Here is a 16,968-nt window from a genome sequence, read left to right as displayed (position 1 = left end):
CTCATCAACTGATGACTGCCTCAAATGGGGATGCATGAAAGAGTTTTCAAGGCATGTCACCGCGCAAGGTGACAGGGCTCTTCCCCGCATCCGATCCACTATCGACGACCTAGATTACCCTAATCACTCCCGCTCAAACAGCGCTGCCGCCGCTGGAAAACCAAGATAACCGCATGCTGCCCTGCCCGTTGAAGGCAGCGAGAAACACCTGTTTTACCTCACTCTGGCAGCATCATGCACATCGAAAAATCATCACGACCGCATCTTGATTCATCCAGAATAATGCGGTCGCCTCGACTCAGCCCCGTTCGAACAGCGCCATGGACTCCAGATGACCAGTGTGGGGGAACATGTCCAGCATCCCCAGACGGGTCAGCTTGTAGCCCCCCTGCACCAGCACCTGGCTGTCACGGGCCAGGGTGACCGGGTTACAGGAAACATAGACCACCCGTTTGGGGGAAAGTGCCACCACGTGGCTCATCACCTCCAGCGCCCCGGGTCTGGCCGGATCCAGCAGCACCAGATCGAACCCTTCCCGGGCCCAGGACATGCCCACGATGTCGCCGCTCAAGTCCGCCTTGTAAAAGCGGGCGTTGTCGATGCCGTTGCGGCGAGCATTCTCCTGTGCACGCGTCACCATGGCGAGCTCCCCTTCCACCCCCACCACTTCGCGGGCCTGACGGGCCAGCGGCAGGGTGAAGTTGCCGATGCCGCAGAAGAGGTCCAGCACCTTGTCATCCTTGCCTGCGTCGAGCCAGCTCAATGCCTGCTCCACCATGCGCTGGTTGACGGGCCCGTTGACCTGGATGAAGTCGCCGGGAGCGAATGCAAGAGACAGGCCATCCAGCGTGTAACTTGGCTGAGACTGTTGACGCAGAGGTTCGATCTGCTCGTCCGCCGCCTGCAGATAGAGGTCTATCCCCTGGGCGGTGGCAAACTCAGTCAAGTGCGCCCGATCCGCCTCGGTGGGGCGACCGGTGTGGCGCAGCAGCATCAGAATGCCCTGCTCCCCCTGAATGAGTTCCGCATGGCCCAGTTCGCGCTGGCTCTTCAGCCGGTTGAGGCATTCGCGCAGAGGGGCGATAAGGGCGGAGAGGGGCTCGGCCAGCACAGGACAGCCGGCAATCTCTACCAGATCGTTCGACTGGCGACGACGAAAGCCCACCCGGGTGCAGCGACCGTTCTTGTCAAACTTGATGGCCAGACGGCAGACCCGGCGGTAGGCGCGAGACTCCCCCGTCAGCGCAGGTGCCAACGCTGGCGCCTGGATGTTGCCAAGGCGCTCGAACAGGCTGACCAGTCCCGCCTCCTTGGCCGCCAGCTGATCTCCCTCTCCCAGGTGCTGGGCACTGCAACCGCCACACTCGCGATAGTGGTCGCAGAAGGGGGCGACCCGGTTGGCCGCCGGGGTCACCACCTGTTGCAGGGCGGCGTGGGCATAGTGCTTCTTGTCGTCGATGATGCGGGCCTTGATGGCCTCGCCGGGCAGCGCCCCTTCGACGAAGATGGCCTTGCCCTGATGACGGCCGACGCCGACACAGTGGTGATCCAGACTGTCTACCGTAAATTCAATACGTTGGGGCTGGGTGGACTTCTTTTGGGGCTTGAAAAACTGGGCCATAAAACTTGGTGCCTATAGGTGGCTATGTCATGATTGTGGAATCTGCGGCAGACCATTGTCCCACAAGAATAATCGTATGACCAAATACGGCCTGAGGGCCCCAGCCGCGGCATCCGCCCCATCGTCCATTCTGACCAAAAGTGGCCCATTGATATGACCGGATACGGCCTGAGACCCCGTACAGCGACATTGACTGTATTGCCTGCCCGACCCCAGTGCCTGCATGCGCCCCGGGTCATGGCTTCTCTTGCGAAAGGCGGGTCGGCGGCATGACCAAGTACGGTCTCAGGGCCCGGGTGCTGGCCTTCACCATCTTGCCGACCCTCATCATTGGCGGCCTCATCGCCGGCTATTTCACCTTCCACCGCTATCAGCAGCTGGAAAACAACCTCATCGATCAGGGCATCAACATCATCGAGCCCCTGGCCATCGCCAGCGAATACGGCATGACACAGCACAGCCGCGAATCCCTCAAGCGGCTGATCGGGCTCACCCATCGCAAGAACTCGCCCTTCATCAAGTCCATCGCCGTCTTCACCCAGGAGAACCAGCTGTTCGTGACGTCCAACTACCACAGGGACTTCAGCCAGCTTCGTCTGCCGGACGGCAGCGTCATCCCGGCTCTGACCAGCGTCTCCGTCAACGGCGATGACATCATACTGCGCACCCCCATCCAGGCAGAGACCAGCCTGGACGGCTTCCCGCTGCCAAGCGATCTGGAGCCGCCGGTCATCGGCTACATCTCCATGCAACTTGCCACGGACAGGGCCATCGTCCTGCAGTACCGCGACGCCTTCTTCGCGGTCATCATCGTGCTCATCGGGCTGGCCATCAGCGCCCTGTTCGGCTTCCGTCTGGTCAAGAGCGTGACCCAGCCCATCACCGACATGGTGCAGGCGGTGCACCGGATCAGGGAGGGGCGACTCGATACCCGGGTCAGCGGCCAGCTCACCGGCGAGCTCGACATGCTGAAAAACGGCATCAACGCCATGGCCAAGGCGCTCTCCGAATATCACGAGGAGATGCAGCAGAACATCGATCAGGCGACGTCGGATCTGCGGGAGACCCTCGAGCAGATCGAAATCCAGAACGTCGAGCTCGACATGGCGAAGAAGCGCGCCCAGGAGGCGGCCAGGGTCAAGTCCGAGTTCCTCGCCAACATGTCCCACGAGCTGCGCACCCCGCTCAACGGGGTCATCGGCTTCACCCGCCAGCTGCTCAAGACCAGCCTGACCCCGAGCCAGACCGACTACATGCAGACCATCGAGAAGTCGGCGCGCAACCTCCTTGGGATCATCAACGACATCCTCGACTTCTCCAAGCTGGAAGCGGGCAAACTGCAGCTCGAGCACATCCCCTTCAGCCTGCGGGACACCCTCAACGAGACCATGCACCTGCTGGGGCCGAGCGCCCACGACAAGCAGCTCGAACTCTCCCTCCAGGTGGATGCCGCCGTGCCGGACTACCTCACCGGCGACCCCATGCGCCTGCAGCAGGTGCTCACCAACCTCACCGGCAACGCCATCAAGTTCACCGAGCGCGGCAACGTGGACGTACGTGTCGAGCAGACCGGGGAATCCAGCGGCAACAAGGTGCGCCTGCGGGTGCTGATTCGCGATACCGGCATCGGCATCTCGGAAGAGCAGCAGCGCCAGTTGTTCCAGGCCTTCAACCAGGCAGACTCCTCCATCTCCCGCCGCTATGGGGGCACCGGACTCGGGCTCGTCATCACCCAGAAGCTGGTGCAGCAGATGGGGGGCCAGATCCGCTTCGAATCCGAACTCGGCAAGGGGTCGGTCTTCTCGTTCCACCTGGATCTGGATGTCTCGCCCCTGCCCCAGAGCGAGCGGCTTCCGCTGGATCGCATCCAGGGCAAGCGGGTCTGGCTGCTGGAGCCGGATCCCTTCACTCACGCCTCCCTGCTCGCCCTGTTGGGAGAGTGGCACCTGGATGTGCACTCCCTGACGGTGGACGAGGAGTGGCCCCCGATGAGCAGCCAGGACATGGTGCTCATCGGCAGCAGCCCCCTGCACAGCCCGCAGCAGGTGATTGCCCGTCTCGACGGACTGGACGGCCAGCAGAACACCATAGTGCTGCTCAGCAGCCACGAGCCGGCCCTCTACGACGCCATGCTGGCCCACGGCGCCGTCCACTGCCTCTCCAAGCCCATCAACCATCGCAAGTTGCTGCACGCCCTGCTCTCCCCCGAGGCGGTACGCCGTGCCCCCCTGCCCGCGCCGACGCCGCGCAGTGTGCAGGCGGTCAAGGTGCTGGCGGTGGATGACAACGCCGCCAACCTCAAGCTCATCGCCGCCATGCTCAAGGAGATGGTGACCGAGGTGGTGGTGTGCAAGAACGGCAAGGAGGCGGTCAACCTGGCCCAGAGCCAGCCGTTCGACATCATCTTCATGGATATCCAGATGCCCGTCATGGACGGCATCAGCGCCACCCAGGCGATCCGCCACTACTCCCTCAACACCGAGACCCCCATCGTCGCGGTCACCGCCCATGCCATTCCCGGTGAGCGGGAGCGCCTCATTCGCCAGGGCATGGACGACTACCTGGCCAAACCCATCGACGAGGGGATGCTGGCGCAGCTCATCACCGACTTCGCCCACCGGCGGCACCAGAATCACGGGGATCAGCAGATAGACTGGCCCCTTGCCGTGCGTCAGGCCGCCGGCAAGCCAGCCCTCGCCCGGGAGATGCTGACCATGCTGCTGGCCAGCTTCGACGAGGTGGAGCCCATCCTGGCGGCGGCGCTGGAAGGGAGTGCCGACGATGCAGACGTGCTGGCCCAGCTCCACCGCCTCAACGGTGGCTGCGCCTACTCCGGGGTGCCGGGTCTGCAACGCCTGCTCTCCCAGCTCGAGCAGCAGCTGCGCGACGGGGTCGCCGTGAGCGATCTGGAACCCGAATTGCTGGAGCTGCAGGATGCCCTGGAGCAGGTGAGGCAGGAGGCCCCCCGCTACCTGGCCCTGACCGACTGAGGCGCTTTTTCTGACTGGACAGGCGGCAGGTGGTAACATCTGCGCCGTTTCCACAGGAGTCAACATGACCAACAACGATATTCTGCGCCGCCTGCGCTATGCCCTCAGCATCAGTAACGACCAGATGGTCGAGATCTTTGCCAAGGGCAATCTGGCCATCACCCATGCCCAGTTGCACGGCTGGCTGATGAAAGAGGCCGAAGAGGGCGAGGCACAGGAAGCGGGCTTCGCCGCCTGCCCGGACTCGGCACTGAGCCAGTTCCTCGACGGCTTCATCGCCCTGCGCCGCGGTGTGCGGGAAGATGCCCCGCCCCAGGTGATCCCGAACCGGATCAACAACAACCTGATCCTGCGCAAGCTGCGCATCGGCCTCAACTACAAGGAAGAGGAGATGCTGGGCACCCTCAAGCTCGCGAACTTCAACCTCTCCAAGTCCGAGCTGAGCGCCCTGTTCCGTGCCAGGGATCACAAGCACTATCAGGATTGCGGGGATCAGATCCTGCGCAACTTCCTGATTGGCCTCACCACCAAATACAGGCCCGGGCCCTGATGACCGCCTCCGGCCAGGTGCGAGGCTAGACCATGAGCTGGCGCCGCCTGCTGGCTCCACGCCCGTCGGCGAGCGGCGGCGTGTGTCGGTTCGCGGCGCGCTGGCGCTGGTCACTGCCCCTCATCCTGCTGCTCGGCGCCTGCCAGCCTGCACCCTATCGGCTCAATCAGGATCATCAGAGCGCCAGCCAGAACGAGCGCATCGCCTTTCTCATCCTGCACTACACGGATGAAGAGGATGCCCGCTCCCTGCGCCTGCTGACCGAGCCGGAGCACAAGGTGAGCGCCCACTACCTGATCCCCCGCGACACCGACGAGCAACCGTTCCCGGTCTACCAGCTGGTGCCCGACAGCCAGAGGGCCTGGCACGCCGGACGCAGTCGCTGGCATCACTACGCCGGGCTCAACGCCAGTTCGCTCGGCATCGAGATAGTGAATCTCGGGTATGACGAGAAAGACGCGGCCCTGCCCGCCCATCTGAGACACTGGCAACCCTATCCTTCTGCCCAGATCGCCGCCCTCGGCGCCCTCGCCCGGGATCTGGTCGAACGCTACCAGATCCCCCCCACCCAGGTGCTGGCCCACAGCGATGTCGCCCCCGAGCGCAAGCAGGATCCCGGCCCCCGGTTCCCCTGGCGCGAGCTCGCCCTGCGCTACGGTGTCGGCGCCTGGCCCGACGAGGCCCGGGTGGCCGAGCTGCGCCAGACGCAGCTCATCCCCTGGGATGCGCTGCAATGGCAGCAGCAGCTTGCCCGTTACGGCTACGGCCTCCCCCAGCACGGCGCCTGGGATGAGCAGAGCCGCGCCGTCCTGCGCGCCTTCCAGCTTCACTTTCGCCCCGCCCTGGTCACCGGCGAGCCGGATGCCGAGTGCCAGGCCATCCTCACCGCCCTGCTGGAGCGCTACTTCCCGGAACCAGGCTGAGACGCCCCTTCCCTTTCGCCCTCTGCACACGGATGCCCGGCCCCATGCCAGATGAGCACGGGGTTCACCCCGCCTTCCACTCCTGAAAACCACAAGGGACGCCGAAGCGTCCCTTGTGGTTGCGATACCTGCGAAGCGGCATCAGATCCCCTGACGGGCTTCCTGCATCAGCGCACGCATGTCGCTGACCGCCTTGGCCAGACCGTCGAAGGCGGCGCGGCCGATGATGGCGTGACCGATGTTGAGCTCATAGAGCTCGGGGATGGCGGCGATAGCCTTGACGTTGTGGTAGTGCAGACCGTGGCCCGCATTGACCTTCAAGCCCTTGCCAGCGGCGTAGGAAGCACCGGCGGCGATGCGCTTGAACTCGGCGTTGCGCTCGGCATCCGTGGTGGCATCGGCGTAGCGGCCGGTGTGGATCTCGATGAAGGGAGCACCGCTCGCGGCGGCCGCATCGATCTGCAACGGATCCGCATCGATGAAGAGCGACACCTGGGCGCCCACGGCGGCCAGGCGGGTCACCGCATCGGTCACCTTGTCCAGCTGGCCCGCCACGTCCAGACCCCCCTCGGTGGTCACCTCGGTGCGCTTCTCCGGCACCAGGCAGACGAAGTGGGGCTTGATGCGGCAGGCGATGCCGATCATCTCCTCGGTCACCGCCATCTCCAGGTTCATCCTGGTCTGGATGGTCTGGCGCAGGATCTCCACGTCCCGGTCGGTGATGTGGCGGCGATCTTCCCGCAGGTGGACCGTGATGCCATCGGCACCGGCCTGCTCGGCCACGAAGGCGGCCTGTACCGGATCCGGATACTGGGTGCCGCGGGCGTTGCGCAGGGTGGCGATATGGTCGATGTTCACACCCAGGTAGATCTCGCTCATTGCTTACTCCTTGATACAGGTCATCTGTGAATGCCGGAGCGGGTGGAGCCCGCTCCTCTGTCCATGTGCCGCCGCAGGCCGGTTCTGGTCGCGGCGACAGCATTATTGTTCATGAAAGGCGATGTCATAAACACAAAACATCACCAGATAATAAAAATCAGCTTGAAACACTGCCTTTTCGCTTCAAAAAGAGCTCCCTGCTCTTCAGTTGACGCTTGCCGAGATAGGGCTGCAGCGCCAGCCGGCTGAAACGCTTGGCCGCCTGCAGCAAGGGAGGCGTGTCGAAACGCCCCTCGGCGAAGGCCAGCAGGTGGGCGCCGAGGAACAGGGTACGGGGATCCGGCGCCCGCTCGCAAGCGACAAAGCCGAGCTCCCGCTCGAAGCCGTAGAGCAGGGTGGGGTCGATGGGGGAGTCGTCGTCCGCGGCATATTCGAAGTCCACCGCGTAGCCCAGGGCCTGCAGCAGCAGGAACTCGAAGCGGCGCAGGGGCAGCTCCGGGGTCTCGCCGTCCGCCAGGGCCATGATGGCACGGGCATAGGCGTCGAACACCTCGGGGAAGGGGGTGTGCGCTTCCAGCAGGTAGTAGACCAGCTCGTTGAGATAGAGGCCGTAGAAGAGACGATCCCCGCCGAGGCGCAACGAGTGATCCGGGCACTCCACCTGGGTGAGGTTCTTGAGATCCCCCTTGCCGCGCCAGGCAATGGTGAGCAGGGTGAAGGGCTGAAGCAGCCCCTTCAGAGAGGAGCGTGGCCCGCGGGAACCGCGAGCCACCAGGGTGAATCGACCGCTATCCTGGGTGAAGACCTCGACCAGCTGGCTGGTCTCCCGATAGGGCCGACTGTGGATGACGAAAGCCGGGGTCAGCAATCAGTCGTCGCCATACCCGAGGCTGCGCAGGGCCCGCTCGTCGTCGGCCCAGCCGGACTTGACCTTGACCCACAGCTCGAGATGCACCTTGTTCTGGAACAGCCGTTCCATGTCGATGCGCGCCTCTGTGCCGATGGTCTTGATCTTCTCGCCCTTGTTGCCGATGACCATCTTCTTCTGGCCTTCGCGCTCCACCAGGATGAGCCCGTGGATGTGGTAAAGACCTGTCTCCTCCACCTTGAAGCGCTCGATCTCCACCGTCACCGAATAGGGCAGCTCCTCACCGGTGAAGCGCATCAGCTTCTCGCGGATGATCTCGGAGGCCATGAAGCGGGAAGAGCGGTCGGTCACGTAATCTTCCGGGAAGAAGTGGACGTTCTCCGGCAGCAGATCCTTGGCCCACTCGCGGATCTTCTCCACGTTGGTGCCCTTCTCGGCACTGATGGGCAGGATGTGGGCAAAGTTCATCTGCTGACCCAGCCACTCGAGGTGCGGCAGCAGATCCTCTTTCTCCTTGACGTTGTCGATCTTGTTGACCGCCAGCACCACAGGGCACTTGAGGTGGCGCAGCTTGCCCAGCACCATCTCGTCATCCTTGGTCCAGTGGGTGCCGTCCACCACGAACACCACCATGGCCACGTCCCCCAGGGAACTGGTGGCGGCGCGGTTCATCAGGCGGTTGATGGCCCGCTTCTCCTCGATGTGCAGACCCGGGGTATCCACATAGATGGTCTGATGGTTCTCCTCGGTGTCGATCCCCAGGATCCGGTGACGGGTAGTCTGGGGCTTCTTCGAGGTGATGCTGACCTTCTGGCCGAGCAACTTGTTGAGCAGGGTGGACTTGCCCACGTTGGGGCGGCCCACGATGGCGACAAAGCCGCAATAGGTGGTATCTGTCATGACCGCGTTCCCAATGCTGATGGAGTGAAAAGAGCGCACTGTGCCGGATCCGTCATGGTGCTCATGACAGCCGTTCCAGTGCTTGCTGCGCCGCGGCCTGTTCGGCCTTGCGGCGGCTGGAGCCGATCCCGACCAGGGGGCCATCCAGCCCATCCACTTCGCACTGGACGGTGAACTCCTGGTTGTGGGCCTCGCCCTTGACGTTGGTCACCGTGTAGGTCGGCAGGGATTTGCGGCTGCCCTGCAGGATCTCTTGCAGACGGGTCTTGGGATCCTTCTGTTCGATCCCAGGCTTGATCTCGCCAAGGCGGCTGGCATACCAGCCGAGCAGGAGGCTGCGCACCCGCTCCAGATCCGTGTCCAGATAGATGGCGCCGATCACCGCCTCGACGGTGTCGGCCAGGATGGACTCGCGGCGAAAACCGCCGCTTTTCAGCTCCCCCGGCCCCAGGATCAGGTGATCCCCGAGGTCGAATTCCCGGCCCAGCTCGGCCAGCGTCTTCTCGCGCACCAGGGTGGCGCGCATCCGGCTGAGATCCCCTTCCGCCGCCTGCGGGAAGCGGTGGAAGAGGTCATCGGCAATCACCAGACTCAGGATGGAGTCCCCCAGAAATTCCAGGCGCTCGTTGTGACGGGACCCTGCGCTGCGATGGGTCAGTGCCCGGGTCAGCAGCTCAGGATCCTGAAAGACATGCCCGAGACGGGACTGCAGTCTGTTCATCTTGATATTCATTTACTTGATTCCGCCAATGCGGTTGAAGCGCACACCGGTCGGCACCCAGCTCGGCAAGCTGGACCCTTCCTCGCGCTCGAATTCGAAACTGATCCAGATGGCGACCGCCTTGCCCACCAGGTTCTGCTCGGGCACGAAGCCCCAGAAACGGCTGTCGGTGCTGTTGTCGCGGTTGTCACCCATCACGAAATAGTGGCCTTCCGGCACCACCCACTCGTCGGGGTAGGTGCCGGGCTGGCGATAGTAGCGGTCCACCAGGTCCGGCATCAGCGGGTTGCGCAAGGTCTCGTGGGAGACATCGCCCAGCTGTTCGGTGTAGCGATCCAGCGGGATCCCCATCTGGCTGAACTCGCCGCGCTGCTCGAACTTGACGTCCAGCTTCTGGAAGCCGGGGCACGTTTTCCCTTCCTGCTCATCGCACTTGGGCCGGATCATCAGCTCCTTGTTGCGATAGATGACCCGATCGCCGGGCATGCCGACCACCCGCTTGATGTAGTCCACCCGGGTATCCAGCGGATACTTGAAGACCACCACATCACCGCGCTTCGGCTCACCGGTCTCGAGGAACTTGGTGTTGGTCACCGGGTCCTTGAGGCCGTAGGCAAACTTCTCCACCAGGATGAAGTCGCCCACCAGCAGGGTCGGCATCATGGAGCCGGACGGGATCTGGAACGGCTCGAAGATGAAGGAGCGCAGGATCAGCACCAGCGCGATCACCGGGAAAACCCCGCCGGTCTGTTCGATCCAGACCGGCATGGGGGCCACCTTGGCCAGTGTCTTCTCGTCCACATCCGGGCCGGCATTGGCACGGGCGGCGGCAATCTTGGCCGCCCGCTGCTTGGCCCAGACCAGCTTGTCGAGCGTCCAGATGATGCCGGTCAGCAGGGTGACGACGACGAGGATCAGGGAAAAGGTGCTTGCCATCGATTAATCCTTTCCGACGTGGAGAATGGCGAGGAAGGCCTCTTGCGGCACGTCCACACGGCCCAGGGACTTCATCCGCTTCTTGCCTTCTTTCTGCTTATTCAGCAGCTTCTTCTTCCGGCTCACGTCACCACCGTAGCACTTGGCGGTGACGTCTTTACGCAATGCCTTGACGGTGCTGCGGGCGATGATCTGGTTGCCGATGGCGGCCTGGATGGCGATGTCGAACATCTGGCGCGGGATCAGCTCGCGCATCTTCTCCACCACCTGGCGACCGCGATACTGGGCGTTCTCCTTGTGGGTGATGATGGCCAGGGCGTCGACCCGCTCGCCATTGATCATGATGTCCAGACGGACCATGTCGGAGGTTTCGAAGCGCTTGAAGCCGTAGTCCAGGGAGGCGTAGCCGCGACTGGTGGACTTCAGACGGTCGAAGAAGTCGAGCACCACTTCCGCCATCGGGATCTCGTAGGTCAGCGCCACCTGCTTGCCGTGGTAGACCATGTTGGTCTGTACGCCGCGCTTCTCGATGCAGAGGGTGATGACGTTGCCCATGTACTCCTGCGGCAGCAGGATGTGACACTCGGCGATGGGCTCGCGCATCTCCTTGATGTTGTTGATGGCGGGCATCTGGGCCGGGCTGTCGATGTGGATGGTGGAGCCATCGTTCAGCTCGATCTCGTAGACCACGGTCGGCGCAGTGGTGATGAGATCCAGATCGTATTCACGCTCCAGACGCTCCTGGATGATCTCCATGTGCAGCATCCCGAGGAAGCCGCAGCGGAAGCCGAAGCCCAGCGCCGTGGAGCTCTCCGGTTCGTAGAACAGGGAGGCATCGTTGAGGGAGAGCTTCTCCAGCGCGTCACGGAAGGACTCGTAGTCATCGCTGGAGATGGGGAACAGGCCCGCATAGACCTGGGGCTTCACCTTCTTGAAGCCGGCCAGCGCCTTCTCGGCACCGTGCTTGGCCAGGGTCAGGGTATCCCCCACCGGCGCACCGTGGATGTCCTTGATGCCGCAGACGACCCAACCTACCTCGCCACAACCCAGGCCGTCGGTGTCCACCTGCTTCGGCGTGAAGATACCGATGCGATCCACACCCCACACCTGACCGGTGCTCATCACCTTGATCTTGTCGTTCTTTTTCAGGGAACCGTTCTTGATCCGCACGAGCGACACGACCCCGAGATAGGAGTCGAACCAGGAGTCGATGATCAGCGCCTGCAGCGGCGCCTCCGGATCCCCTTCCGGGGACGGGATCTTGGCGACGATCTCTTCCAGCACCAGATCGACACCGAGGCCGGTCTTGGCGGAGCAGCGCACCGCGTCCACCGCGTCGATGCCGACGATGTCCTCGATCTCCTCGGCAACCCGCTCGGGCTCTGCGGCCGGCAGGTCAATCTTGTTCAGCACCGGCACCACTTCCAGATCCATTTCCATGGCGGTATAGCAGTTGGCCAGAGTCTGTGCCTCAACCCCCTGACCGGCATCCACCACCAGCAGTGCCCCTTCACAGGCAGCCAGGGAGCGAGAAACCTCGTAGGAGAAATCCACGTGGCCCGGGGTGTCGATAAAGTTCAGCTGATAGGTGTTACCGTCTTGTGCCTGGTAGTTCAGGGTCACACTCTGTGCCTTGATGGTAATGCCGCGCTCGCGCTCCAGATCCATGGAGTCCAGCACCTGGGCCTGCATCTCGCGATCGGACAGGCCGCCGCAAGTCTGGATCAGACGGTCCGACAGGGTCGACTTACCGTGGTCGATGTGCGCAATAATCGAAAAGTTACGAATGTGTTTCATCGAGCAAGAATCACTCAAAATTAAGTTAGGGTCGGATATGAGGGCAGGATTTTACTGGATAACCCGGTCGACGGCCAATCTTTAGTCGGCGGGCCCCACAAATAGCGCCTTGTCTGGCGGGCGTTGGGCACCTGGATGCCCTCCGCCAGACCCGGCCCCTCAAGAGAGATGACGGGTATTGAGCACCACCCCGAGCATGCGGGGACCGTATTCCCCCTGCTCGAGCCGGTCAGAAAAGTAACGAACCAGTAAAAATCCGATGGCGCCGCCCAGCAGACAGCAGAGGATGGTCACCCCCTCTCCCGCCGACAAGAGCGGCACCAGCCAGAGCTGGCCGAGCAGGGCGCCCAGCAGCAGACAGAAGAGCGGCAGCACGTACACCAGGGCCGCACCGCGCAGGATGCTGGCCTGAGGGATGCCCAGGCGGATCTGCTGGCCCACCGCTACATCGCCGGTGAGGGCGACCCGCAGCCGCTGCGCCTTCATGGGAAAGGCCTTGGCGACGGTGCCGGTCCCGCAGCTGGATTGTTGGTGGCAACCGCTGCAGGCGGATCGCCGCTCGCACTCCACCCAGGCGTGATTGCCGTCGATGGCCACTACTGTGGCCAGCTCTTCACTCATGTTACTCACCTGATGACTCCTCACAGGGGGCGGTGGATGCACCGGATCTCAGCACGGCGGCACCCTCAGGGCAAGTCTCACGGCAAAGACTCACTGCACCACCTCGTTGCGGGCCAGCGGCTGCACGGCCTCGGCGATGCGCTTGGCGGTTTCGGCGGGCACCTCGCCCACCACGGTGATCTCTACCCCGACCTCGTTGACGAAGCTCACCAGCGAGGTGGCCCCCTGGCGAATCAACTGCTGGCGCACCGCCTGCTTGGGATCGACCCGGGAAACATAGACGGAGAGATCCACCAGCCCGTCGGAGAGCATCATGTAATCCACCGGCAGACTGGTGCTGACCAGCTGATGCCGATCCTGAGAGAGCACCTTGAAGCCATCGGGCAACCAGGTCAGGTGCCAGTTGAGGGTCTGCTGGGGAGCGGGATAGGCATCTTCCAGCGCCAGCGCATCCGGCAGCTTGCTGCGTGCCAGGGTGACCAGCCAGGGGGCCGGCGCAGATTGCCTGTCCAGATCCACCCCCAGCACCTGCTCCACCAGATTTCCTTCCCGATCCACCATGTCCACCCGCAGCAGCAGATGGCTCTGTTCGTCAATCCAGAGCACGAAGCCGTACTTGTCCGCCTCCTTGGGCACCAGCCGTACCACTTGTGCCACCAGGCCGGCCACCCGGCTGCGGCCCGCCAGCACGGGGTCATAACTCTCCATCACCCGGGGCAGCGGCATCCTCACCAGGCTCGACCAGACCCCGGGGAAACGCGCCCCCTTGAGGGTGTAGGGTTCATGGGTGTTTTCGAAGAAGGTGTATTCGTTCTGGCGTTGCAGGAACTCCACGGCCTTGCCGTCGAGATAGCTCAAGTGAGCCACCTCCTTGCCATCGATGATCCCGTGGCTGAAACGGATAGGCTCGAGGCGCCCCTGGCGGGCCTTGACCATGGACAATTCGAAGTTTTGTTGCGAAACGGCACTCTGCATCTGCTGCAACAAGGCCTCGGCCGACAGATCGTCGGCCGAGGCCTTGGCACAAATCAACAGGAGAGAGGCCAGCAGGATACGGCTGGACTGGCGCACGATCTGATCCCTAAAAATGCGTTATTCCTGAATCTGCTTGTCTTGCAGCAGACGCTGTTGCAGTTGATGGTCGCGCAGGAAGGCATTGATGCGCTCGCGCTGCTCCTGCATCTGCTGCTCGCTCAGACCTTGCTGACGCACACCGGTCCGGCTGCCATCCTGGGGATAGTGCACGCTCACCGGCGCAGCACTGCCACCCACGGGTATGGTATTGAGCACCGGACTGGTCGGTACACCATCCTTGCCCTGGTACTGCTGCACGCCGAAGATGACGGCGGCAGCCACGGAGGCGGCAATGGCATACTGCCCCACTTGCTGGCCAAAGCGGCGAACGAAGGGGATCACCTTGCCGGCGGGCTGCACCTGGGGCGCAGCAGGCTGTGCCGGCTTGGGCGCCAGTATGGCGGGTTCATCCTCCAGCGCCAGCATGATGCTGTCGCTGAGATCCAGTTGCAGATTGACCGGCAGGTCACCCCGCATGGCATCACCGATCAGATGGTAACGCGACCAGGTATCCTGCAGAGCGGGATCCGTTCCCAGCTCGTTCAGTACCTCGATTTCGCTAAGGTCGCCATCCATCAGGGCTGAAAGTTGCTCTTTATTTGCCATAAGTTTGCCTGTCTTTCCCCAGTTAATGCTCGATCAGAGGTTGCAGCTTTTTATCGATTGCTTCCCTCGCCCGGAAGATGCGGGATCTCACCGTACCCACCGGACAATCCATGATCTCCGCAATCTCCTCGTAGCTCAGCCCTTCCATTTCACGAAGGGTGATCGCCGTTCTCAAATCTTCTGGCAAGGCTTCTATGGCGGTAAACACGGTACGCTTGATCTCGTCGGTCAGCGCCAGGTTTTCCGGGGTGGCCACCTCTTGCAGGGCTTCACCACCACCATAATATTCAGCCTCGTCCGCTTCGACATCACTGCTGGGCGGTCTGCGCCCCTGTGACGTCAGGTAGTTTTTGGCCGTGTTGACGGCAATCCGGTACAACCAGGTGTAAAACGCGCTCTCGCCACGGAATGTCGGCAACGCACGGTAGGCCTTGATGAATGCCTCCTGCGCCACATCCGGTACATCGCCCGGATTGTTGACATACCTGGCCACCAGGTTGACCACCTTGTGCTGGTACTTGCGTACCAACAGGTTGAATGCATTTTTATCGCCACGCTGGACCCGTTCAACCAGCTGTTCGTCCAGTAGATTCTGGTCGCTCATCAGAGCCGTAAAACCCCCATCAGGTTATCGTTTTTCTTTTCCGGCCCCTTCTAAGCGCACAAGTTCAGACAGGAGGAATCAGGGAAAGTTCGCTTGCATTGAAAAAAATGTGATGCGGGCTGCATCACAACCCCCCTTGGGCTACCATGGGGCCAGTTCTTAATCCAGGCCAATGATACTTATGAAAGCAAGTGTTGAATACCTTTGCGACGTACTCATCATTGGCAGCGGTGCCGCCGGTCTGTCCCTCGCGTTGCGATTGGCAGACCAGGCCAAAGTCCTGGTTCTGAGCAAGGGGCCCATCAGTGAGGGGGCCACTCTCTATGCGCAAGGAGGCATCGCTGCCGTGTTCGACGAGACCGACAGCATCGAATCCCACGTGAGCGACACGCTCAACGCCGGCGCCGGGTTGTGCGACCCGGCGGTGGTGGAGTTCACCGCCCGCAACGCCCGCGACTCCATCCAGTGGCTCATTCAGCAAGGGGTCCCCTTCGATCAGGAAGAGGATGCCGAGGGGGAATCCCACTATCACCTGACCCGGGAAGGGGGCCACAGCCATCGCCGCATCTTCCACGCGGCCGACGCCACCGGCAAGGCGGTGCAGCTCACCCTGATCGACCAGGTGCGCGCCCACCCCAACATCCAGCTGATGGAGCGCTTCAACGCGGTCGATCTCATCACCACCCGCAAGTTGGGTCTGCCGGGCAACAAGGTACTGGGAGCCTATGTCTGGAATCGCAACGCCGAGCAGGTCGAGGTGATCCGCGCCCGCTTCGTGGCGCTGGCCACCGGCGGGGCCTCCAAGGTGTACCAGTACACCTCCAACCCGGACGTCAGCTCTGGCGACGGCATCGCCATGGCGTGGCGCGCCGGCTGCCGGGTGGCGAACCTGGAGTTCAACCAGTTCCACCCCACCAGCCTGTTCCACCCGGACGACCCCAACTTCCTGCTGACCGAAGCGCTGCGTGGCGAGGGGGCCTATCTGCGCCGTCCCGACGGCAGCCGCTTCATGCCGGAGTTTGACGAGCGGGCCGAGCTGGCCCCGCGGGACATCGTCGCCCGCGCCATCGACCACGAGATGAAGCGCCTCGGGGCGGATTGCATGTATCTGGACATCAGCCACAAGCCGGCGGATTTCATCATCAAGCACTTCCCGACCATTTATGAGCGCTGCCTCGCGGTCGGTATCGACATCACCAGGGAGGCGATGCCCATCGTCCCGGCGGCCCACTACACCTGTGGCGGCGTGATGATCGACAACAACGGCCAGACCGACATCCCCGGCCTCTATGCCATCGGCGAGGTGACCTATACCGGGTTGCACGGCGCCAATCGCATGGCCTCCAACTCCCTGCTCGAATGCGTGGTCTATGCCCATCAGGCGGGAGCCGACATCCTGGCCAAGCTGCCCACCAGCGTGGCGCCCCCCAGCCTGCCGGCCTGGGACGAGAGCCAGGTGGATGACTCGGACGAGCAGGTGGTGATCCAGCACAACTGGCACGAGCTGCGGCTGATGATGTGGGACTACGTGGGCATAGTGCGCACCAACAAGCGCCTGGCCCGGGCCAAGCGTCGCATCGATCTGCTCAAGCAGGAGGTGCAGGAGTACTACGCCAACTTCCGGGTCTCCAACAACCTGCTGGAGCTGCGCAACCTGTTGCAGGTGGCCGAGCTCATCGTCAACTGCGCCCTGGAGCGCAAGGAGTCACGCGGTCTGCACTACAACCTGGATTATCCGGACATGCAGCCGGACTCCAAGCCAACCGTGCTGACCCCGGATCGGGAATGACGCCGGATCAGGAATAAGGTCGTTGCGTTCGATTCGGGCGTATGCCCTCTCCCAGATGACCCCGCCCAGGCGGGGTCATCTGCTATGAG

General features: G+C 62.8%; 15 protein-coding genes. 4 read left to right on the top strand and 11 right to left on the bottom strand.

Going from position 1 to position 16,968, the window contains the following annotated elements; translation table 11 throughout:
* Positions 1–298 precede the first annotated feature (298 nt).
* A complete protein-coding gene (gene rlmD, locus BGO64_RS04230; RefSeq protein WP_119197319.1) occupies positions 299–1,621 on the bottom strand; it encodes a 23S rRNA (uracil(1939)-C(5))-methyltransferase RlmD in 1,323 nt (440 codons plus the stop codon).
* 269 nt (positions 1,622–1,890) lie between these two features.
* Between rlmD and barA the strand changes: the two genes are divergently transcribed.
* The 3 genes from barA to BGO64_RS04215 all read left to right on the top strand — a co-directional run bounded on the left by barA (position 1,891) and on the right by BGO64_RS04215 (position 6,084).
* Positions 1,891–4,611, top strand: a complete 2,721-nt coding sequence (gene barA, locus BGO64_RS04225) for a two-component sensor histidine kinase BarA (protein ID WP_286700235.1) — start codon at positions 1,891–1,893, stop codon at positions 4,609–4,611.
* A gap of 64 nt (positions 4,612–4,675) precedes the next feature.
* Positions 4,676–5,161: a YehS family protein gene (locus BGO64_RS04220; RefSeq protein WP_041213904.1), complete on the top strand. Its 486-nt coding sequence runs from the start codon at positions 4,676–4,678 to the stop codon at positions 5,159–5,161.
* Between the two features lie 32 nt (positions 5,162–5,193).
* Complete coding sequence (locus tag BGO64_RS04215) at positions 5,194–6,084, top strand: N-acetylmuramoyl-L-alanine amidase (RefSeq protein WP_286700234.1); 891 nt, start codon at positions 5,194–5,196, stop codon at positions 6,082–6,084.
* A 141-nt stretch (positions 6,085–6,225) separates the two neighbouring features.
* On the opposite strand, the gene pdxJ is transcribed toward BGO64_RS04215, so the two are convergent.
* The 10 genes from pdxJ to rpoE form a co-directional block, all read right to left on the bottom strand.
* Complete coding sequence (gene pdxJ / locus BGO64_RS04210) at positions 6,226–6,963, bottom strand: pyridoxine 5'-phosphate synthase (protein WP_010675636.1); 738 nt, start codon at positions 6,961–6,963, stop codon at positions 6,226–6,228.
* A 157-nt stretch (positions 6,964–7,120) separates the two neighbouring features.
* Entirely contained in the window at positions 7,121–7,831 is a 711-nt protein-coding gene (gene recO, locus BGO64_RS04205) for a DNA repair protein RecO (protein WP_039040537.1), read from the bottom strand.
* Positions 7,832–8,731 (bottom strand): GTPase Era, encoded by a 900-nt coding sequence (gene era / locus BGO64_RS04200; RefSeq protein ID WP_041211854.1) that lies wholly within the window; start codon positions 8,729–8,731, stop codon positions 7,832–7,834. It lies immediately after the preceding gene.
* 61 nt (positions 8,732–8,792) lie between these two features.
* A complete protein-coding gene (rnc, locus tag BGO64_RS04195; protein ID WP_010675639.1) occupies positions 8,793–9,464 on the bottom strand; it encodes a ribonuclease III in 672 nt (223 codons plus the stop codon).
* Positions 9,465–10,388: a signal peptidase I gene (lepB, locus tag BGO64_RS04190; protein ID WP_010675640.1), complete on the bottom strand. Its 924-nt coding sequence runs from the start codon at positions 10,386–10,388 to the stop codon at positions 9,465–9,467. It abuts the gene before it with no gap.
* A 3-nt stretch (positions 10,389–10,391) separates the two neighbouring features.
* Complete coding sequence (gene lepA, locus BGO64_RS04185) at positions 10,392–12,185, bottom strand: translation elongation factor 4 (RefSeq protein WP_010675641.1); 1,794 nt, start codon at positions 12,183–12,185, stop codon at positions 10,392–10,394.
* Positions 12,186–12,344: 159 nt separating this feature from the next.
* Positions 12,345–12,806 carry a SoxR reducing system RseC family protein gene (locus BGO64_RS04180; protein WP_039040538.1) on the bottom strand — a complete coding sequence of 154 codons (462 nt, stop codon included), beginning with the start codon at positions 12,804–12,806 and terminating at the stop codon, positions 12,345–12,347.
* 90 nt (positions 12,807–12,896) lie between these two features.
* Positions 12,897–13,877, bottom strand: a complete 981-nt coding sequence (locus tag BGO64_RS04175; protein WP_261998959.1) for a MucB/RseB C-terminal domain-containing protein — start codon at positions 13,875–13,877, stop codon at positions 12,897–12,899.
* A 21-nt stretch (positions 13,878–13,898) separates the two neighbouring features.
* Positions 13,899–14,486, bottom strand: a complete 588-nt coding sequence (locus BGO64_RS04170; RefSeq protein ID WP_041211670.1) for a sigma-E factor negative regulatory protein — start codon at positions 14,484–14,486, stop codon at positions 13,899–13,901.
* A gap of 22 nt (positions 14,487–14,508) precedes the next feature.
* Positions 14,509–15,090 (bottom strand): RNA polymerase sigma factor RpoE, encoded by a 582-nt coding sequence (gene rpoE / locus BGO64_RS04165; RefSeq protein ID WP_010675645.1) that lies wholly within the window; start codon positions 15,088–15,090, stop codon positions 14,509–14,511.
* 181 nt (positions 15,091–15,271) lie between these two features.
* Between rpoE and nadB the strand changes: the two genes are divergently transcribed.
* A complete protein-coding gene (gene nadB / locus BGO64_RS04160; protein ID WP_010675646.1) occupies positions 15,272–16,879 on the top strand; it encodes an L-aspartate oxidase in 1,608 nt (535 codons plus the stop codon).
* The last annotated feature ends 89 nt before the right edge of the window (positions 16,880–16,968 follow it).

Source organism: Aeromonas sp. 62-46, from assembly GCF_001898585.1.
GTDB lineage: Bacteria > Pseudomonadota > Gammaproteobacteria > Enterobacterales > Aeromonadaceae > Aeromonas > Aeromonas caviae.
Note: the sequence above shows the minus strand (reverse complement) of the source record. Positions and strands in the feature narration are given on the sequence as shown.